The 19,647-nt window shown below is 57.3% G+C and carries 20 protein-coding genes and 2 tRNA genes; 10 read left to right on the top strand and 12 right to left on the bottom strand.

Features of this window, described 5'->3' with window-relative positions; genetic code table 11:
• Window positions 1–249: 249 nt before the first annotated feature.
• The 4 genes from rpmI to ACZ495_RS09130 all read right to left on the bottom strand — a co-directional run bounded on the left by rpmI (window position 250) and on the right by ACZ495_RS09130 (window position 3,441).
• Window positions 250–447 carry a 50S ribosomal protein L35 gene (rpmI, locus tag ACZ495_RS09145; RefSeq protein ID WP_012624128.1) on the bottom strand — a complete coding sequence of 66 codons (198 nt, stop codon included), beginning with the start codon at window positions 445–447 and terminating at the stop codon, window positions 250–252.
• Window positions 448–709: 262 nt separating this feature from the next.
• Window positions 710–1,240, bottom strand: coding sequence for a translation initiation factor IF-3 (gene infC, locus ACZ495_RS09140; RefSeq protein ID WP_012624129.1), 531 nt, complete (start codon window positions 1,238–1,240; stop codon window positions 710–712).
• 1 nt (window position 1,241) lies between these two features.
• A complete protein-coding gene (gene thrS, locus ACZ495_RS09135) occupies window positions 1,242–3,185 on the bottom strand; it encodes a threonine--tRNA ligase (protein ID WP_012624130.1) in 1,944 nt (647 codons plus the stop codon).
• A gap of 179 nt (window positions 3,186–3,364) precedes the next feature.
• Window positions 3,365–3,441: transfer RNA gene (locus ACZ495_RS09130), tRNA-Val, on the bottom strand.
• A 571-nt stretch (window positions 3,442–4,012) separates the two neighbouring features.
• Between ACZ495_RS09130 and ACZ495_RS09125 the strand changes: the two genes are divergently transcribed.
• Window positions 4,013–4,477, top strand: coding sequence for an MOSC domain-containing protein (locus tag ACZ495_RS09125; RefSeq protein WP_012624131.1), 465 nt, complete (start codon window positions 4,013–4,015; stop codon window positions 4,475–4,477).
• A gap of 58 nt (window positions 4,478–4,535) precedes the next feature.
• Here the strand turns inward: ACZ495_RS09125 and ACZ495_RS09120 are convergent, their stop codons facing one another.
• On the bottom strand, window positions 4,536–5,237 hold the full coding sequence (locus ACZ495_RS09120; RefSeq protein WP_296983846.1) for a DUF554 domain-containing protein: 702 nt from the start codon (window positions 5,235–5,237) through the stop codon (window positions 4,536–4,538).
• Between the two features lie 818 nt (window positions 5,238–6,055).
• On the opposite strand from ACZ495_RS09120, the gene ACZ495_RS09115 reads away from it, so the two are divergent.
• Both ACZ495_RS09115 and ACZ495_RS09110 read left to right on the top strand, forming a co-directional pair.
• Window positions 6,056–6,322: an RNA recognition motif domain-containing protein gene (locus tag ACZ495_RS09115; RefSeq protein WP_012624133.1), complete on the top strand. Its 267-nt coding sequence runs from the start codon at window positions 6,056–6,058 to the stop codon at window positions 6,320–6,322.
• A 742-nt stretch (window positions 6,323–7,064) separates the two neighbouring features.
• Window positions 7,065–7,238: a Mom family adenine methylcarbamoylation protein gene (locus ACZ495_RS09110; RefSeq protein ID WP_464262898.1), complete on the top strand. Its 174-nt coding sequence runs from the start codon at window positions 7,065–7,067 to the stop codon at window positions 7,236–7,238.
• 261 nt (window positions 7,239–7,499) lie between these two features.
• Here ACZ495_RS09110 and ACZ495_RS09105 read toward each other — a convergent pair.
• Both ACZ495_RS09105 and ACZ495_RS09100 read right to left on the bottom strand, forming a co-directional pair.
• Window positions 7,500–7,585 (bottom strand) — tRNA-Leu (locus ACZ495_RS09105).
• A gap of 64 nt (window positions 7,586–7,649) precedes the next feature.
• The gene (locus ACZ495_RS09100; RefSeq protein ID WP_012624135.1) at window positions 7,650–8,075 is read right to left on the bottom strand and encodes a hypothetical protein; all 426 of its coding nucleotides are present in this window, start codon (window positions 8,073–8,075) and stop codon (window positions 7,650–7,652) included.
• Window positions 8,076–8,354: 279 nt separating this feature from the next.
• Here ACZ495_RS09100 and ACZ495_RS09095 point away from each other — a divergent pair, with 279 nt between their 5' ends.
• Window positions 8,355–8,825 carry a phosphatidylglycerophosphatase A family protein gene (locus ACZ495_RS09095; RefSeq protein WP_012624136.1) on the top strand — a complete coding sequence of 157 codons (471 nt, stop codon included), beginning with the start codon at window positions 8,355–8,357 and terminating at the stop codon, window positions 8,823–8,825.
• 101 nt (window positions 8,826–8,926) lie between these two features.
• On the opposite strand, the gene infA is transcribed toward ACZ495_RS09095, so the two are convergent.
• From infA to ACZ495_RS09070, 5 genes are all read right to left on the bottom strand, one after another.
• On the bottom strand, window positions 8,927–9,145 hold the full coding sequence (infA, locus tag ACZ495_RS09090) for a translation initiation factor IF-1 (protein ID WP_006008898.1): 219 nt from the start codon (window positions 9,143–9,145) through the stop codon (window positions 8,927–8,929).
• Window positions 9,146–9,488: 343 nt separating this feature from the next.
• A complete protein-coding gene (lgt, locus tag ACZ495_RS09085; protein WP_081428271.1) occupies window positions 9,489–10,349 on the bottom strand; it encodes a prolipoprotein diacylglyceryl transferase in 861 nt (286 codons plus the stop codon).
• Window positions 10,346–10,837 (bottom strand): cyclic pyranopterin monophosphate synthase MoaC, encoded by a 492-nt coding sequence (gene moaC, locus ACZ495_RS09080; RefSeq protein WP_394026338.1) that lies wholly within the window; start codon window positions 10,835–10,837, stop codon window positions 10,346–10,348. The genes lgt and moaC overlap by 4 nt, the downstream gene beginning before the upstream one ends.
• Before the next feature lie 62 nt (window positions 10,838–10,899).
• A complete protein-coding gene (locus ACZ495_RS09075) occupies window positions 10,900–12,072 on the bottom strand; it encodes a metal-dependent hydrolase (protein WP_464262107.1) in 1,173 nt (390 codons plus the stop codon).
• Window positions 12,073–12,075: 3 nt separating this feature from the next.
• Complete coding sequence (locus tag ACZ495_RS09070) at window positions 12,076–12,426, bottom strand: chemotaxis protein (protein WP_232088748.1); 351 nt, start codon at window positions 12,424–12,426, stop codon at window positions 12,076–12,078.
• A 442-nt stretch (window positions 12,427–12,868) separates the two neighbouring features.
• Between ACZ495_RS09070 and ACZ495_RS09065 the strand changes: the two genes are divergently transcribed.
• From ACZ495_RS09065 to leuB, 6 genes are all read left to right on the top strand, one after another.
• Entirely contained in the window at window positions 12,869–13,516 is a 648-nt protein-coding gene (locus tag ACZ495_RS09065; RefSeq protein ID WP_012624141.1) for a phosphatidylserine decarboxylase family protein, read from the top strand.
• Window positions 13,517–13,561: 45 nt separating this feature from the next.
• Complete coding sequence (gene pssA / locus ACZ495_RS09060; RefSeq protein ID WP_012624142.1) at window positions 13,562–14,323, top strand: CDP-diacylglycerol--serine O-phosphatidyltransferase; 762 nt, start codon at window positions 13,562–13,564, stop codon at window positions 14,321–14,323.
• 115 nt (window positions 14,324–14,438) lie between these two features.
• Window positions 14,439–15,986, top strand: a complete 1,548-nt coding sequence (locus ACZ495_RS09055) for a 2-isopropylmalate synthase (RefSeq protein WP_464262106.1) — start codon at window positions 14,439–14,441, stop codon at window positions 15,984–15,986.
• Window positions 15,987–16,177: 191 nt separating this feature from the next.
• On the top strand, window positions 16,178–17,440 hold the full coding sequence (locus ACZ495_RS09050) for a 3-isopropylmalate dehydratase large subunit (RefSeq protein WP_012624144.1): 1,263 nt from the start codon (window positions 16,178–16,180) through the stop codon (window positions 17,438–17,440).
• Between the two features lie 134 nt (window positions 17,441–17,574).
• A complete protein-coding gene (locus ACZ495_RS09045) occupies window positions 17,575–18,066 on the top strand; it encodes a 3-isopropylmalate dehydratase small subunit (RefSeq protein WP_296983863.1) in 492 nt (163 codons plus the stop codon).
• A 282-nt stretch (window positions 18,067–18,348) separates the two neighbouring features.
• Window positions 18,349–19,422 carry a 3-isopropylmalate dehydrogenase gene (gene leuB, locus ACZ495_RS09040; protein WP_296983865.1) on the top strand — a complete coding sequence of 358 codons (1,074 nt, stop codon included), beginning with the start codon at window positions 18,349–18,351 and terminating at the stop codon, window positions 19,420–19,422.
• The last annotated feature ends 225 nt before the right edge of the window (window positions 19,423–19,647 follow it).

Raw genomic sequence — 19,647 nt, 5'->3', positions numbered from 1 at the left:
GGTGTAAAGTATCATGAACCCTCGGTGAGGGGGGCGGATTGAACATCGGTTACGGCTCCGCACACGCCGCGACGCTTGCGCGTCTTGAATTTTCAAGCCTGCGGCAGGGCCGCTGCTGTTTCCAAACAGGCTTGCCCGGGACAATACAGCTGTAACAGGCTGTAGTTCTGCGCGGATAGTTAAAAAAACACACCGCCAGAGGTTCGGAAGGGAACCTGATTGCCGGGCAGGCAGGCCGGGGCAAAAGCCCTAGCCGTTGGGCAGCATGCGGCGCACGGCCTTTTCGTTGGCTTTGTCCACGGTGGTGGACTGACCCAGGCGCATTTTGCGGCTGGCGGCCTTTTTGGTAAGAATGTGGCGCAGGTTCTGGCGACGACGCTTGAACTTGCCGCTGCCGGTTTGCGAAAAACGCTTGGCGGCGGAACGCCGGGTTTTGATCTTGGGCATGGCGTACTCCTTACGAAAACATATACCCGGCAGGTCTGCAGACGCGCCAGGGGAAGGGCATAATGCCCCAAAGCGCCATAAGGCGCAAGAGCTGGAACAACTTCAATGCAAAATTGTTCTCGCGGATATGTGGGCAGGCGTTCTTCACGAGCCGCAGACAGGCATAGTAATCCTGCCGCCGCCGGACTGACCGCGTTCAGGCCTTGAGAATGCGTACTCTCAAGAGCCGGCTGCTCCAATGTGTTTTGCCGTATGAGGCCGGTTACTTTTTGGGTACCAGCATCATCTGCAGGGTGCGGCCTTCGGCGCGGGGTTCCTGATCGACCCTGGCAATATCGGCCAGGTCTTGCACCACTCGCTCCAGAATGGCTATGCCGCGGTCTTTATGGACGATTTCACGGCCCCTGAAAAACACGGTGATCTTACAGCGGTCGCCTTCTTCCAGAAAGCGGCGGATGTGGCGGACCTTGGTTTCGTAGTCATGGTCATCCGTCTTGGGGCGGACCTTGATTTCCTTGATCTGCACCACAGCCTGGCGTTTTTTGGCTTCCTGCTTTTTCTTCTGCTGCTCGTATTTGAACTTGCCGTAATCCATTATGCGGCAAACGGGCGGCTCGGAGTTGGAAGAAACTTCCACCAGGTCCATGCCCGCTTCTTTGGCCATCACAATGGCTTCGTTACGTTGCAAAATACCAAGCTGCTCGCCATCGGCGGCGATCACGCGCACTTCACGGGCGCGGATCATTTCGTTGCGACGTACGCTGTCTTGCGGCATGTCGCGGCGGAATCTCATGTTAGGCGAAGCTATAGCGCATCCCTCCTTGTTTGAAAGGCTCTTCGGCGTCCGTGCGTATGAGTGCGGCGATTTCCGCTACGGACTTGAGCCCCAGGTTGTCTCCATTGCGCAGGCGCACATTGGCGCCGCCCGCCTGCACTTCCTTTTCTCCCACAACAAGAATGTATGGAACTTTGGCCAGTTGGGCCTCACGCACCTTGAAACCCAGTTTTTCATTGCGCGTGTCGGCCTGGGCGCGGATGCCCAGAGCCTTGAACTCTTCAAGCATGCTGCTGACGGCTTCGTCGCCGGCTTCGGTCACCGTAAGCAGGCGCGCCTGCTCGGGCGCAAGCCAGGTGGGCAGCGCCCCGGCGAAGTTTTCTACAAGAATGCCGATGAAGCGTTCAAGAGAACCCATGATGGCGCGGTGCACCATGACAGGGCGGTGGCGTTCGCCGTCCTGCCCCACATAGGTGAGATCAAAACGTTCGGGCAGGGTAAAGTCCACCTGAATGGTGGAGCACTGCCATTCGCGGCCGATGCAGTCCAGCAGGCGCACGTCGATCTTGGGACCGTAAAAAGCGCCGTCGCCCTCATTGATGGTGTAGGGCAGGCCGGCCTTTTCCACTGCCTGCACAAGGGCGCTGGTGGCCATTTCCCACGCTTCATCCGTGCCGATGCTGCTTTCGGGCCTGGTGGATACTGCCACCTTGTATTCAAAGCCGAAGAGATTCATAAGGTCACGGATAAGATGTATGACCTCAAGAATCTCGCCTTCAAGCTGTTCAGGCGCGCAGATGATGTGGGCATCATCCTGGGTGAACTGGCGTACACGCAAAAGACCGTGGAGCACGCCGCTTTTTTCGTGGCGGTGTACTACGCCAAGCTCAAAATAGCGCTGCGGCAGGTCGCGGTAGCTGTGCAGTTCGTTCCCGTAAATAAGCATGTGCGAGATGCAGTTCATCGGTTTGACACCGTAGGCGTCTTCCTCGATCTGCGTAAAGTACATGTTTTCGCGGTAATGGTCGTAATGGCCGGATTTCTGCCATGTTTCAACACGCAGAAGCTGCGGCCCCTGTACTATATCATACCCGCGCTTGAGGTGCTCCTTGCGCCAGAAGTCCTCCAGAATGGTGCGCACAAGCATGCCCTTGGGCAGCCAGAACACCATGCCGGGGGCCACGTCTTCCTTGAAGGTGAAGAGCGAAAGCTCGCGCCCCAGCTTGCGGTGGTCGCGGCGTTTGGCTTCTTCCATCTGCTTCAGGTAGGCGGCAAGGGCTTTTTCGTCCGCAAAGGCCGTGCCGTAAATTCGGGACAGCATACGGTTTTTTTCGTCGCCGCGCCAGTAGGCCCCGGCAACGCTCATGAGCTTGGAGGCTTTGGCAAAGCCCGTGTGCGGCACATGCGGGCCGCGGCACAGGTCTGCAAAGCCGCTGCAGGTATAGACCGACACCGTATCTGCATCGATGCCTTCGATGATTTCAACCTTGTAGTCTTCGCCCATAGCCTTGAAGCGCTCTATGGCTTCAGCCCTGGAAAGCACTTCGCGGGTAAAGGGTTCGCGCGCATTGGCAATGCGCTGCATTTCCGCTTCAATGGCGGAAAAATCTTCGCTGGAAAAGGGTTTTTCCACGTCAAAGTCGTAGTAAAAGCCGGATTCGATGGAAGGCCCGATGGTAACGCGGGTTTTGGGAAAAAGCTGCTTCACCGCCGCCGCCATGACGTGGGCGGTGGAATGGCGGAGTATCTGCAGGCCCTCGGGCGAGTCGGCATACACCGGCTCGATGCCGGTGCAACCGGCGGGTACCGGAGAGGAAAGGTCAAGCAGTTCTTCCGCGCTGTCAAGGGCGCGGGCGGCCACAACGGCCTTGAACTTCTTGCCGCTCAAGGCTTTCTGGAGTATGGCGGCCACGCTGTCGCCAGCCTGCCCCTCTACCATCTGCCCTTCCACACGGACTTCCATGACAATCTCCTTGCATCGCCGGAGGCGCTGCCCGGCCAGACAAAAAAGCCAAAACAAAATGGGGAGGTAAACCTCCCCACTGCGCCGATACCGGTCATTCGGCCACCCTGCGGCAGCCTGTGCTATGGGCGGGGCCAAGGCCTTCCGCCGTTAAGGGGAACCATCCCCGAAGTTTCTTTTGGTAGGAACGAGCAGACTTGAACTGCTGACCCCTTCCGTGTCAAGGAAGTGCTCTAGCCACCTGAGCTACGCTCCTACATGAGGCAAGGGGTTATATAGCTACTCATGTGTGGCCCGTCAAGATTTTTTTATGCCTTTCTGCATTTTCTTTAATTTGCTTACGAATCCCATTTTTTTGCCGTAAAAGAGATGACCATCTGTTTTTGTGTTTTATATAAGGAAGTGCGCGCCGGAAAGATGGTGGAGCAGGGCCGGAGGCCGGATGCGCCTGTGGTGTGGTCGTCATCCGGCCTAATGCGTTGCCGGCCACGATCCCCTTTGTTGCATAATATGCGCGCGGTGCGTTGCGGCCCGACATCTGGCACTGGCGGGGCAGTCTCGTTGTGGCCGGAAGAAATGATGAAAAACGTGGGTATATCGGGATTTCAAGCTACGCGCGGTGTTTTTTCATCTGTTTTTCGGAGGAATTGCCGGGACGCAGGGTAATGGATACGTTGACTGTAAAGGGCGTTGCCGGGGGTAGAGCCGCGATTGCGGACAATGGGCAATGGGCGGAGAGTGTCGCGCTGACGCCGCAGGCCCTGGCGTGGGCCTGATCCGGCCCGCACAGTATTAATGAGTGTATCTGTAAAACATAGGAAGATAGTATGGGTATTATCAAGGCCATCTGTGTCAGCTCCAAAAAAGGTACAGCCAAGCAAACCGCTTCTTCCGCCACGCTTGTGGTGGATCACGGTATTGAGGGTGATGCTCACGCCGGAAAATGGCACCGTCAGGTCAGTCTGCTTTCCTGGCAGGCCATCGAGGCATTCAAGGCCAGGGGAGCCATTGTGACCCACGGGTGTTTTGGTGAAAATCTTGTCGTGGACGGCATTGATTTTGCGGCTCTGCCCGTGGGAACCCGCCTGTCCTGTAATACTGTGCTGCTGGAGGTTTCGCAGATAGGCAAGGAGTGTCATAACCACTGTCAGATATACCACACTATGGGGGATTGCATCATGCCCCGGCAGGGTGTGTTTGCCAGGGTTCTGAAGGGCGGGCTTGTTCGGCCCGGCGACGTCATGGATGTGCTGCCTGCCGCAACGGATTGCCCGGAAGGGACGGCGCCGTAACGCGGGATGGCCCTGTCGTGCGCATCACGTTGAGGAGATGGCTTCAAGGCCGTACCGTTTAGAATCCAAGCCACATCCAGAGTTTTGTGAAGGGAAAAATAAGCACAAGGGATGGGATCATGGTAATAATGGGAATGGTTTTGATGCCACACATCCGTATTCCTGTCGCAAGAAAAATGATGCCCCCAGTAGAGGTGAAGTTTTGCAGCATTTCAGGAGTAATCAGCGGTATGATTTTATTTCCTGACCAGCATAGCCCGGCAAGTATCAAGAATTGAGGAATAGCAATAATCCCGACGTTGGCCCCCAGGCTGGCTCCGAAGATAATGCCGCTGCATAAATCAAGAACGCTTTTTGTTAATAATAGTCCTGTAGTTCCGGTGATGCCTTCTTCAACCGCGCCGAACAGTCCCATACTTCCGAAGCAGAATGCGGAAACAAGCGTTATATACTGAAGGGCAAGTTCTTCGTTGTTGATGTCGCCGGATTTTCTTGAACGTGTCAGAAGGCGTTTGATTGCAGTTTCAAGGCCTTTTTCAAAATAAAACAGTTCCCCAATGGCAGCGCCGACAAGGGTGGAAAGAACAACCGCAGGAAAATGTGCGGCTTTTCCGACCAGGGAGCTGCCCAAACTTAGCGTGATAAGCCCTGCTGTCAGGGGAAGTGATGATTTTACACGTGCTGGAATATAGCAGGCAAAAACAGCTCCTATGATGCTGCCTGCCGCCAAGCAAGTGCTGTTAATTATGGGACCTGTCATGGGCTGCCTCCACAATAAGATTTGCCGATGCTATCCGCTCACATGGATATGGTTGTGTGTCAAGATGGGATTTGTGCATGATATTTGCGTGGTGGTGCGGCTTTTAAGGCAGGGCCGCGTATTTCATCCATCTGGATGGACTGCTCAATGCCGCGGCGGCCATCTTGTGCCGGGCCGGAGCGGAGCTGTTCGCACACGGGGCGTTGTGAGCGGGCTTCCAGGGGGAGTGCGTCTGGATTATCTGGCAGGAAAGCGTGAGATACACAGCGATATTGTGCTTGGGCTGAAATATCGGCATGGCTCCAAGCCTCGTCAGGCAGAACTGCAAAATGTGCGGAAATTATGAATACTGCAAAAGTTGCCGGGCTACGCGGCGTAGCATTGTAACTTTCAAGCAACAAGCCGGCATCGATAGTAGCGATCGACGCCGGTTTGTTATTTATTTTTTATGATGGAGAGTATTTTTTCTTCTTTGCTTTTGAGAACATTTAAAACAAGGCGTAATTTGTAATTCATAGTTACTCCATTTTTTTTAGATACCAGAGGATCACAATACAACCATATAATTGTTGTGCAAAAATAATTATAAAAATAATTTTATGCTGCTATCTAGCTACCAATGCTGGTAATAATTTAACAAGGTTTGGTTTTTATGTAATAATAACAAATCTGCTAAAATAGTTATTGACAACGTGCGGCCCTGTCTTTACGTTTAGAAATCATTGATTGGGTATAGTAAATTTTTCGCCAGAGACTTTACATGGGTAAGGCTTCAGCAGAAAGTCTACCTCCCCCGTAACCCCCCCATGGAGTCTTTTATGGCTACTTCTATTTATGTTGGTAATCTTTCTTGGTCTACCACGCAGGGCGACGTTGAATCCCTGTTCAGCGCTTTTGGTCAGGTGCTTTCCGTTAACCTGATTTCAGATCGTGAAACCGGTCGTGCTCGCGGCTTTGGTTTTGTTGAAATGGAAGATGACGATGCTGCCAACGCGATCTCTGCTCTTGATGGCAAGGAAGTTGACGGCCGCAGCTTGCGCGTGAACAAGGCCGAGCCCAAAAAGCCGGCCGCCCGCCGCTGGTAAGCCTAGCGCATACTAATGAAACAAAGCCCCCGGCACAGATTGCCGGGGGCTTTGTTATTTCCTTTTCCGCGCTGGCGTCATGACGATTACTCCCCCCCAGCAATTGCACCGTACTGCCAACGTTATCCTGAAATGCTGGCCGGCCGGGCTGTGGTAGAAAGAAGAGGTGTGAAAAAACAGGTCGTTTTCATGCGTCTGCCTGTTTTTTGCGGTGAAGCTGTCAAACACATGTTGCTCAGGAATAATACATGGGCTGCCAGCCCTGCTGGGTATGAGTCGTCCGTCAGAGGCCATGTTTCCGAATCCGTGAACTATCATGACGCCCTTGGCGTATACCCTTGTCTACACACAGGCCAAAGATGCAGACGGCCTGTGCCAGGCCACAGCCGCCGCAACCCCACGGCGTGGCGTGTCCGTAACGGCGCCCGCCATGCGAAGCTGTACAGACCAGTGCGCTGCCGGATGTTGTCGGAAGGAGGTCACTGGCTGTCAGCGGCCAGCGGCGTACAAGGGCTTTCTTGACCTTAGGGTGGCACCAATGCCGAGAGCAACGCCAGCATGCTGACAACCCTGCTTGACTACATGCGCAACCCACCCGCCGGCGGCACAGTGGCAGATTGTCGCCGCTGGCGCGGTCTGTTCCCCGGTGTGGTAGATGTCACGGTTTACTGCTACAGCAGGGATCGGGTAGCCACACCGCAGCGTTTTACGATCTGGACGGGCAGACATACCATAAGATGTTCTGGCAGCGCACCTTAAAAGCGGTCAGCGAGAGGAGTATCTGCGCGATAATTTCCATCGCACTACAGTGCATAAACTCCGGCAGTTCCGGTATGTGCGGTTTCTCAAGACGAACTGGCAACGTCGCCTGAGATTGCCCATCGAGCCGTATCCCAAGCCGGAAGTGATGTGCTGAAAATGACACAAAAGCTGGGTTGTTACCCCGCTTTTGTATGTGCCAACGTGCGCGCGAATCAGTGTCAACTTTCGCGCCTGCTTATTGTTTCGGCCTAGTCCCCTTATCCCGCTATATCCCTATATATTTTGGAATATCCCGGATCACCTTCTCGGTAACTCTATGTATCGCTTAACATTAAAACCGTGATTGACATGCAGTGGTACACAAGAACAGCTTGAAAGGGCCTTATGGTTTTACCCATAAGGCCCTGTTTTTGCTTGGTACCCGGAGCGGGACTTGAACCCGCACACCTTAACGGCCAGGGATTTTAAGTCCCTTGTGTCTACCGATTCCACCATCCGGGCATGCACGTAACCGAAGGCCGCGCAGTGTCGGCCTTTTCCTCATGGGCGAGTGGCAGGTGCAAATTTATTCCGCCCCTTGATCTCTCGCTGCAGGCGTGCCCTCGCCAGTGTGCCAGACCCTGAGGCCCGGCGGCGGCTCAAGGGGAACAGTGCGTTCCTCTTCCTGCCATTGCCCTGCGCGCAGCCAGTATATATGCAGGGAATTGAAGTCCTTGTCCAGACACAACATCTGCCCCCGCACGCCCGAAGGCAACAATGCGGCCGTTTCCAAGGCAATTTTTCGGTAAACGTAGAGCTTGTGTGCTTCAAAGGCGCACTGGAACATGAGCGCGTCGCCCAGTGGGGTAAAGTCCAGGTGCGCGGCGTCTGCCCGCAGCAGCAGGGCCGTGAGGTCAGCGGTAAGGTTTTCTTCCACAGCCAGCAGATCCTCATAGGTCAGGCTGTCATCATAGCTGAAGCGCCCAAAAAGTTCGCTGCGGTTTTTGTCCATGCCATGCCTATACGGGAAAGCTGTTTTTTAGGCAATAATGCGCAGGTCGAGCATGAATATCGGGGCGGAAAAGTATGCGTCGCGCTCGTTTTGTATCCGGCCATGCGTGTTTTCATTCTGGCCCTGGATACATAAAATGGCTAGACTGCATGCGCGAGAGTTTTTTGCCAGGCAGGAGGACGGTATCCGCATTTCGGTTGCGCGCTGAACCTGGTCCCTGTCTGCCTGCTGACGTTTTTTTGCCGCACTGTGCGGCGCTCAAATCTGTCCGGAGCAATAATGCGCCTGAAAGACCAGTTGGTTCTGTACTTTTGCCGTCTCGGTGTGGCCGGGCTGGACCCCAAGGCTCCCGGAACCTGGGGAACGGCCATGGCCTGTTTGCTGGCCCCCTACATTTTTTTGCCCCTGAATATCTGGCTGCGGGCGGGGTTGCTGCTGGCGCTCTTTTTTCTTGGGGCCATGGCTGCCACGCGCGCGGAAAAGCTGTTGGGCCGCAAAGATCCCGGTGAGGTCGTCATTGACGAACTGGTGGGGGTGTGGCTGGTGCTGCTGCCTTTTCCTGATCCGAGTTTTTTTATGGTGCTGGCGGCTTTTGTGGCTTTTAGGATTTTTGACATCGCCAAGCCCTGGCCGGTCAAGGCTTCGGAAAAGTGGCTACCGGATGGTTACGGCGTCATGATTGACGACGTGGTAGCCGGTTTGTGGGCCTTGCTGTGCGTAGGCGCACTTGCCTGGATGGGGCTTTCGTAACGGAAATGAAGACGCAGCATGGCTGCGAAAAGAGAAGAGGGGGCGCGGCCAGGGGCGGTTCGGCCACAGCAGTGGCTATAGAAAAGCCGCCGCGCCCGCTGCTACTTCATGCGGTAGGTGATGCGCCCGCGGGTAAGGTCGTAGGGAGAAAGCTCTACCTTGACGCGGTCGCCGGGCAGGATGCGGATATAGAATTTGCGCATTTTGCCGGAAATATGGGCCAGCACTTCGTGACCGTTTTCCAGCTCCACGCGGAACATGGCGTTGGGCAGGGCTTCCTGCACTACGCCGTCAACTTCAATGGAACCTTCTTTAGCCATGTGATCTCCGTAAAAAATGATTAGGATAAACGGCAGACAGCTTCACAAAAAAGTGGGCTGGTGTCAACTGCGCGGCTGTTTGACACAGGCACGGTCAGGCGGCAGCCTGCAGAAGCAGGGCCGCCTTCTGTGTGTCGTGAGCTGTCCGGCGTTGCTGTGTGCGGGCCGTGCGGTGGCGCTACAGCAGGGTTTGTGCGCAAAATATGTTATAGGCTGCCGGGCGTGGCGTGTGTCTGCAATGCCTGTTTCAAGCCGACAAGATGACGTTGCCCGCAGCAGCAAGCGGAAAAACGCTCTGCGCCCGGCGCCTCGTGTGCCGGATGTGCTTCAATCCGGAGCAAGGCTACTTTTTCGGCTTGCGTTTTTTATTGTTGCGGCCGTCCGGCTTTTTTGTCCCGGGCCGGTCTAGGACCACATGCATGCCCTGTTGCATGACCGGAGCCTGACGGCAGAGCAGCCACAGGCCGACAGCCATGAGCGGAAGGCAAAGCACCTGCCCCATGGTCAGCCAGCCGAACGCAAGGTAGCCAAGCTGGGCATCGGGTACGCGCACAAACTCGACGATAAAGCGGAACAGGCCATAGCCAAGGGCGAACAGGCCCGAAACAGCTCCCCGCTTGCGCGGTTTCAGCGAATATATCCACACCAGGGCAAAAAGAACCAGTCCCTCCAGCAGCGCCTCATAGAGCTGACTGGGGTGGCGCGGCAGGGAACCGGCGCCGGGAAAGACCACGCCCCAGGGGCCAGCCGTCACCTTGCCCCACAATTCGCCGTTGATATAGTTGCCCAGGCGCCCGAAAAAGAGACCCTGGGGAACCAGCGGGGCCACAAAGTCCGAAATATCCAGAAAGGAGCGGTGCCGTGTTCTGGCAAAGTACCAGAAAGCACCAAGTACGCCAAGCAGGCCTCCGTGAAAGGACATGCCGCCGTTCCAGATGCGCAGGATTTCCATGGGGTCAGAGATGTAGACGGGCAGATCATAAAACAGCACATAGCCCAGGCGTCCGCCCAGAATAATGCCGATCATGACGCAGGTCAGCAGGTCGTCCACATCGGTGGCCCGCCAGTCTGAGCCGGGCCGTGAAGCGCGCCAGCGGCCCAGCCACCAGCCCAGGCCAAAGCCCGCCAGATACATGAGTCCATACCAGCGCAACTGCAGGTTGCCAATGCTGAAAGCAACGGGATCAATGTAAGGCAGCATCATTCTTCCATATCAGGCGCGTTGAATTCGCCGCTTTTGCCGCCGCGCTTGTGCAGCAGGCGCACCCGGCTGATGATGATATCGCGCTGCACGGCCTTGCACATGTCGTAAATAACGGCTGCAGCGGTTTGCGCGGCCACGATGGCTTCCATCTCCACGCCGGTATTGCCCACGGTGCGGGTTTCGGCCTCAATGCGGATGCGCGGCGGCGTTTCGCTTACTTCAAAGCGGATGTCGGCATAGGTGAGGCTCAGCGGATGGCACAGGGGAATAATCTCGCCAACGCGCTTGGCAGCCATGATGCCGCCGATTTTGGCGCAGGTGAGTACGTCGCCCTTGGGCAGGGCCACCTTGAGCAGAAGCTCGAGGGTTGCGGGGCGCAGTTCCACCACCGCTTCGGCAATGGCCACGCGCTCTGTGGCCTGCTTGCCTCCAACGTCCACCATGGTCACATTGCCCTGCCCATCCAGATGCGAAAAACTGCTGTTCATAAACACCTCGTCGGCATTGTTGTAACGTGTATGGGCGATTGTGGCCGCCCGGCGGGGTAGCCTCAGCGCAGCCCGGCCAGCCAGTCTAGAATCCCGGGTGAAGCGGGCGGCTGGGGGGGCTGCCAGTGTGAATCCTTGCCGCTGTCGGAAAAGCGCAGACGCTCAAGCAGAAGATGCACTTCAGGCGGTACTTCCGCCTCCGGCGTACCGTCTTTTTTTGCAGCGGGCATTTCCAGTTCCGCCATGTACCGGAAGGGAATATCCGCATTGGGGCGACTGGCCATGGCGGCGCGCACCAGCTTCAGGCTGCTGCCGAAGCGCAGGTCATGAAAAAGCATGTATGTGGTACGCCCTGAAGTTTCAGGGACTGCGCTGCCAGCGGCCCGAGTGCCGGGAGCGCCGGGCGGCATGTCATCGGCAGGCAGCGGACGCATGACGGGCAGCAGGGTAAAGTCGAAAAAGGCATCCGCCGCCACGGACTGGCGGGCCAGTACAGCCACAAGCTCCGGCGGCGCGGCCTTGTGGGGAACCGGCGCGTCGTGAGGGCGGCCCAGGGCATCAAGCCCCTGGCTGTAGACAATGCGGCCCTGGGGGCCGTCCTCTTCATAAATGGTGCGCCAGAACAGGGGGGCGAAGCCGTCGGGCAGCACTACAATCCGGCTTGCTGCGCGGCCTTCCGCGATCAGCCGCTGTTCGGCCTGTGTCGTGTGCCATGCGTTGAGCCCGATGCACAGGGCCGGGTAAACAATAACCCAGGCCAGGGCCAGCCTCATAAGGCCACGCCGCCCGCGCCACCGCAAGACGGCCCAGAGCAGGGGCAGGGTCAGCAGCAGGTCTATGATAAAGACCGCATTAAGGCGTACCCTTTCATGCGAGAATGGCAGATATATCATGGTTCCGTAGGTGGTGATGACATCCAGCCAGATATGCAGCAGTACCATGCAGACCATGAATAGCCAGACTTTGGCAAAGTTCCAGTGCTCCGGCGTGTGCGCCCGCCACAGGGGCCGCGACAGCAAGGCCAGCAGCAGGCCCATCAGCGGGGCCGCCGCCAGTGAATGCGTGATGCCCCGGTGTAGCAGCAGGAATTGCAGGGGGGTGTGGCAAAAGATCACATCTATGTCAGGCGAGGCTGCCGCAAGGGCGGCCAGCGGTACGGCCCACCGGGTGGCGGGGCGGCGCGGCATGGCCAGCATGGCCACAGCGCCGCTGGCGGCATGGGTAATGGGATCCATAGGCTATTGCTTGAAAGGGCTGCGTTGTTTGGGAACGGCCCTGTATTCCGGGTGTTCCGGGTTCTGGTCGCGGTCAAGGCCATGCGCACGGTTGAATTGCTGCAACCGCCATTGCTGCGTGTTGGCCATGACGTCGGGCCTGTTCTGGATGTAGAGCAGTTGCTGTGTCCGGCTGGACCCCATGATGGGATAACGCAGCTGATCTTCAGGGGTTACGCCTTGCGCGGTTGCGGGGGCGTCGCCGGAAGTTCCCGCGCCTATGTCTTTGGGGCCGCACCCGGCCAGCAGGCATGCCAGGGCAAGACTGCATATGACGGCTCGGGCCGGAAGGCGGCGGGTGAACATGCTGCTCATGCATTATAGTATAGTCCCGGCGGCGGCATACGGCAAGGGGCGCAGCGCGGTCATATTTTGCGGCAATGGTGATGGGGCGGCCCGCGGCCGTGCCGGTCATCGGCCGTGCCGCCCTGTGTCGAAACCGTTTTTTTGGGGCCGAATGCAGGATATTGGCGCATTTTACCTTTGAAAAGGCTTGCATGCGCTAACGCTGCACGAGAGTGCAACGTGCCGTAATACGGCGTGGATCCTGCCGAAAATTGTATTTCATCAGAATGACAATTTTTTTTAACATGTAAGGCATTGCAACGTGAATCTGCTCCAGGCATGCTGCGGGTAAGGCGGTCCGCCCAGTGCCTGCTTTTTTACTTCCGCTTGCCATGCGGTCCACATCAGTCTATGGTATTGCATTGATTGCGCAACAGCGCGGCCCGGCCGCGCATTACGTACAGGAGATGCCATGCGTCCCGCCCATTGCGGAATTACCCCCGAAGGATGGCCCTGCATCGGCCTTACCGGGTTTTCGGCCCTTGTTTTTGCCGCCCTTGGCTGGTGGCCCCTGGCTCTTGTTTTTCTGGTCCTGTGCTGGTTCAGCATGCATTTTTTCCGCGATCCCGAACGCGTTACCCCTCGGGGTGAAGGGCTGGCCATCAGCCCTGCCGATGGAAAAATCATCCGCATTGAAGAAAAAGCTGATCCTTTCAGCGGCGAAAAACGCCTGTGCATCAGCATTTTCATGAACGTGTTCAGCGTGCATGTGAACCGTTCGCCCGTCGCCGGAACGGTGGAGGACATCCGCTATTTCCCCGGTGCCTTTGTCAATGCCGCCTTTGACAAGGCCGCCACCGACAACGAACGCTGCGCTTACAGCCTGCGCGATGCTGACGGCAAGCTGTGGAGCATGGTGCAGATTGCAGGGCTTGTGGCCCGGCGTATTGTCTGCCGCACGGACGTGGGCGATGCCCTTGAACGCGGGCAGAGGTACGGCATGATACGTTTTGGGTCACGTGTTGACCTTTACCTGCCTGAAGGATATGTTGCGGCTGCGCAGTTGGGGCAGCAGGTTTTTGCCGGGCAATGTGTTGTTGCCCGTGCAAGGCAAAGCTAGCCTTTTTCGGCGCTTAACGGCCCCCGGGCCATAACTTGGTGAAGTATGACCACAGAAGTCAAAAAGCCGCGCAAGGGAGTTTACCTCCTGCCGAACATGATCACGACGTTGAGCATGTTTCTTGGCTTTTTGTCTATGGTCTGGGCCGGGCAAGGGCGCTTTGAAGCTGCCTGCATGGCCATTCTGCTTTCCGCCGTTATGGACGGGCTTGACGGCAAGGTGGCCCGCCTGACCAATACGGCCAGCGAGTTCGGCGTACAGTACGATTCGCTTTCCGACCTTGTGGCCTTTGGCCTTGCCCCCGCCATGCTGCTCTGGCAATGGCAGTTGCAGAGTTTTAACCGCGTGGGCATTGCCGCTGCCTTTATTTATGCCGCATGCGGGGCCTTGCGCCTTGCGCGTTTCAACGTCAGCACCGCTGCTGCGGGCAAGCGTTTTTTTATTGGCCTGCCCATTCCCGCCGGCGGCTGCACCATCGTGACATTTGTGTTTTTTGCCGCTCTTTTTCCCGAAGTGTTGCAGCCTGTTACGCCGTATGTGGCCCTTTTGCTGGCCCTGGGCGTGGGTACACTGATGGTGAGCCGGGTGCGTTATTTTTCTTTTAAGGAATACGACTTCTTGCGCGCGCACCCCGTCCGCACCATGCTTGCCTTTCTGCTCGTTCTTGCCACTGTGATATCGTTTCCGCGCGTCATGGGCTTCATGCTCTGCGCCGTGTACATTGCCGGTGGCCTTGTCTACACCTTCGTTATCCTTCCCCGCCGCGACCGTCAGCTACTACGCGCCCTATCGCCCCAGAGCGATTAAGGTTGCGTAACGGCTCGCCGCCCCTATGGGCGGAATGCCTCCCTCCCTGGACCAGCCGCCCTGTCGGTGGCCGTTATGCAAGAGATATTACTTGTCATACCCAGAGGAGTTTCTCATGAATAATCGTGTGTATTTTTTCGACACCACCTTGCGCGATGGCGAGCAATCGCCCGGCGCCACCATGAATTTACAGGAAAAACTGCGCCTTGCCCATCAGCTTGAAGTGCTCGGCGTGGATATTATGGAGGCCGGTTTTCCTGCCTCCAGCCCCGGTGATTTCGAGTCTGTGCAGCGTATTGCCGCACAGGCCGGAGACATACAGGTAGCGGGCCTCGCCCGCTGCGTTGCGGGCGACATTGACCGCTGCTGGGAAGCCATCAAAAACGCGCGCAATCCCCGCATTCATATCTTTCTTTCCACTTCGCCGCTGCACATGCGCCACAAGTTGCGCAAAGATCCCGATGACGTGCTCAGAATGGCCGTAGAGGGGGTGAAGCGTTGCGCCATGTATACGGATAACGTGGAATTTTCCTGCGAGGATTTTTCCCGTTCCGAACCGGAATTTCTCTGCCACGTGGTTGAGGCCGTCATCAAGGCCGGGGCTACCACCGTCAACCTGCCGGACACCGTGGGCTACGCCCAGCCCGCCGAGTATGCGGCCCGCATAGAGCATGTCATCAGCAATACGCCCAACAGTGACAAGGCAGTTTTCAGTGTGCACTGTCATAACGACCTGGGGCTTGCCGTGGCAAACACGTTGGCGGCCTTCAGGGTAGGGGTGCGCCAGGCCGAGGTGACGCTCAACGGCATCGGCGAGCGCGCGGGCAATGCCTCACTGGAAGAAGTTGTCATGAACCTGCGGGTGCGCCAGGATTATTTTGGTCTGGAGCACAATATTGTCACCGAGCAGCTTTACCCTTCGTGCCGGCTGCTTTCCATGACCATCGGCCAGCCCATACCCAACAACAAGGCCATTGTGGGGGCCAACGCCTTTGCGCATGAGTCCGGAATCCATCAGGACGGCATGCTCAAAAACCGTGAAACCTACGAGATAATGACGCCACAGTCAGTGGGCCGCACTGAGAGCAACCTTGTCATCGGCAAGCATTCGGGCCGCAATGCTGTGCGTAACAAGTTTGAAGCTATGGGCTACAAGCTTGATGACGACCAGCTCAACCTGATTTTTGAAGCTGTAAAGCAGTTGGCCGACCGCAAGAAAAATCTGCATGACGACGACCTTATGGCGCTTGTGCAGGAAGAGATATACCGCGCACCCGACCGCTTCCGTTTGCGCCATGTGAGTGTGCAAAGCTCGGATACCGGCGGCGTGCCGCCTACTGCCGCCGTGATTATGGACGTGGACGGCAAGGAAAGCAGCGGTGCGGGATTTGGTGTTGGCCCGGTGGATGCGCTTTTCAATGTCATTGCCGACATGGTGGGCCGTGAGGCGGAGCTTGAACAGTATGCCATCAATGCCATTACGGGAGGAACCGACGCCCTGGGCGAAGTGACCGTACGTCTGCGCGATGGAGAATACAGCGCGGTGGGGCGTGGAACGCATCCCGATATTTTCGTGGCCAGCGCCCGTGCCTATGTCAATGCCCTGAACCACCTTGCAAAGAAAGAAGAAGAGGGGCCGCGCCTGCATTGCCAGCACGACTGAGAGGCGTTTTTTTCCTGAACGGACGACCGGCGGCATGCCGGTATAAACGGAACCTCGCGGCGCAGGCCGCAATGCCGGGTTACGGCAGCTCCCCTTTTTGAGTGGTATGTCCGCGGCAGGGGATTCATGCAACAGCGAATCCCGCCGGGCATTTTTCAAGGGGCGGTTCAAGCTTCAAAGGAGAACAGATCATGGCTCAGACGCTTGCGCAAAAAATATTGCAAGCCCATACGGACGATGCGGTAGAACAGGACGGCCAGATCGTCCAGTGCCGTGTATCCATGGTGCTTGCCAATGATATTACCGGGCCGCTGGCTATCAAGTCTTTTTACGGCATGGGCGCGAAAAAGGTTTTTGACCGCACAAAGATTGCCCTGGTGATGGACCACTTTACCCCGCAAAAAGATATTGATTCGGCCAATCAGGTGCTCATCAGCCGCCGTTTTGCCGAAGAGCAGGACATTGTGCATTACTATGAAGGCGGTGACTGTGGTGTGGAACATACCCTGCTGCCGGAACAGGGGCTGGTGGGGCCCGGTGATCTTGTTATCGGCGCTGACAGCCACACCTGCACCTATGGCGGCATCGGCGCTTTTGCCACCGGCATGGGGTCCACAGACATCGCGGCGGGCATGGCCCTGGGCGAAACCTGGCTTAAGGTGCCGTCCACCATCCGCGTCAATATCAGCGGCGACATGCCCCGGTGGCTGCGGGGCAAGGATCTGATGCTCATGCTTATCGGCGCGATCGGTGTGGACGGCGCCCTGTACAAGGCTCTGGAGTTCGGTGGCTCCGTGGTGGACGCTCTTTCCGTTGAGGGCCGCCTGAGCATGGCCAACATGGCTATCGAGGCCGGGGGCAAGGCCGGGCTTTTTGCCGTGGATGCCAAGACCCGCACCTATTGCGCCGAGCACAAGCGCCCCGGCGTGCTGGAAAACATGGCCGCCGATTCCGGTGCGGTATATGAGCGCGTGGTGGACATGAATGTGACGGGCAAGGAGCCGGTGGTGGCCTGCCCGCATCTGCCGTCCAATGTGAAGCCTGTTTCCGAAGTACGCGATACCGCCATACAGCAGGTTGTTATCGGCTCCTGTACCAATGGCCGTATCAGCGACATGCGCGATGCCGCCGAGGTGCTGCGCGGCCGCAAGGTGGATAAAGGCGTACGCTGTATCGTGTTGCCCTCCACGCCCACAGTGTGGAAGCAATGCCTCCGCGAAGGACTTATCGAGGTATTTATGGAGGCGGGGTGCATTGTGGGACCCAGCACCTGCGGACCCTGTCTGGGCGGGCATATGGGCATTCTGGGCGATGGCGAGCGCGCTGTGGCTACCACCAACCGCAATTTCAGGGGGCGTATGGGCAGCCTGAGTTCCGAGGTTTACCTGGCAAGCCCGCTGGTGGCGGCTGCCTCGGCTGTAACGGGGTATGTGGCCGGGCCGGACCAGTTATAAAAACAGTGTGCTGCGGCCGTTCAGTCCGCTGTCGGGCAGCGTCCCGAACGGGGGTGAACAGCAGGGCGTCACTGGCCGGAAGATGCAAGGAAATCTGCACAATCCATGCCGGGCAGGCAATAAGGACCATAATCATGAATTACAAGGGCAAGGCCCACAAGGTGGGCGAACATATTGACACGGACGCCATCATTCCCGCGCGCTTTCTTGTAACCACCGATGCACAGAAGCTCGGCGAAAACTGCATGTCCGGTCTTGAGCCAGGCTGGGCAAGCCGCGTGGCCCCCGGCGACATTATGGTGGCCGGGCGCAATTTCGGTTGCGGCTCATCGCGCGAGCATGCCCCCATCGCCATTCTGGGGGCGGGCATGCCCGTGGTTATCGGCCACAGTTTTGCGCGCATTTTTTACCGCAACGCCTTCAATATGGGGCTGCTGCTTATGGAAGTGGGCGATGAGGTGGACAAGATCAGTGATGGAGATGCACTGGAAATTGACGCCTCCACAGGAGCAATCCGCAACCTGACCACCGGGGCTGAAATCACCTGCCCGCCATTGCCTGCGTCAATGGCCGCCATTCTGGCAAAGGGAGGGCTGGTGGGCTACGTGAAGGAAAGGCTCGCTTAGGTATAGAGGCTTTTCATTTTTCTGCGTGTATTGTCGCTGAAGCAGCGTCATGTTGCCATTGCTCTGCGGCTGCGTGTAAAGGCGTCTGCCACAAAGGCGCAGCGTCTCAGTGCGGTGGCGTGCCGGAATGAGGTTTGAAAAAGGTTGAGCATGCACATGCTCAGCCTTGCAGCCCCCAGGGAAAGGTCCACGCGGCGACTGGAAAGCTTGAACCGGGGAAGGAGCCATCGCGGCATGTACGCGCCTTCCTGGCGGGATGATCAAAATATGCAAGGATGTTTCATGAAAAAGACTATCTGCCTGTTGCCCGGCGACGGTATCGGCCCGGAAATAGTAGCCCAGGGCGTCAAGGTTCTGGAAGCCACGGCTGAAAAATCCGGCCATCAGTTTGTTTTTGAGACGGCCCTTATCGGCGGGGCGGCCATTGACGCCGCGGGCGATCCCTTACCTGAGGACACAGTACGGCTGTGCCGCACTGCTGATGCCGTGTATCTCGGCGCGGTGGGCGGTCCCAAATGGGATGGCATGAGCCAGGATCTGCGGCCCGAAAAAGGGCTGCTGCGCATTCGCAAAGAGCTTGGCCTGTTTGCCAATCTGCGTCCGGCCATGCTTTTGCCCGAGCTTGCGGGGGCCTGCCTGCTGCGGGCCGACATTGCGGCCAGGGGGCTTGACCTTATGGTGGTGCGCGAACTGACCGGTGATGTGTATTTCGGCGAACCACGCGGCATTGAAGTGCGCGACGGCCTGCGCACCGGCTACAATACCATGCTGTATACTGAGGAAGAGATCCGTCGTATCGCCGTGATTGCGTTTGAAACGGCCCGCAAGCGCAGACGCCGGGTATGCTCGGTGGAGAAGAGCAACGTGCTGGAATGCTCGCGCCTCTGGAAAGAAGTTGTCATGGAGGTGCACCGGGAATATGCCGATGTGGAACTGAGCCACATGTATGTGGACAATGCCGCCATGCAGCTTGTGCGCGATCCCTCGCAGTTTGATGTGATTCTGACCGGCAATATTTTTGGCGATATCCTGTCGGACGAGGCTTCGGTCATTACCGGTTCTCTGGGCATGCTGCCTTCGGCCTCTACCGGGGCAGAAGGGCCGGGGCTGTTTGAACCCATACACGGCTCGGCTCCGGATATAGCGGGCCATGATATAGCCAATCCCCTGGCGACCATTCTTTCAGCCGCCATGATGCTGCGGCTGGGCTTTGATATGGCCGAAGAGGCTGACCATATTGAAAAGGCCGTGCGCAAGGCCCTGGCTGACGGTTTTCGCACTGCCGACATTATGGAGCCCGGTAAAGAACTGCTGGGCTGCGCTGCCATGGGTGATAAGGTGGTGGAACGCCTGTAGGGCAATTTGCATTGTGCTGGCTGGCGCGCGAGGAAACGTCCGCCTTCGGAGGCCCGATCATCTTCCGCCGCTGCCTGCAGGGCTTGTGGATGAAAACATCTGTGCCTGGGCTTTGCCCGGCAAGCCCGCAGTGTTTTGAGAATATATCTTCGTAATGGTCAATGTGTGAAAAATGGCCGCAAGCCATAAAAAAGCCCGCATAATGCGGGCTTTTTTATGGCGTTA

It is taken from the genome of Desulfovibrio sp. GTC20076, from assembly GCF_055385905.1.
The sequence above is the reverse complement of the archived record's forward strand: the minus strand, read 5'-3'. Positions and strand labels throughout refer to the sequence as shown.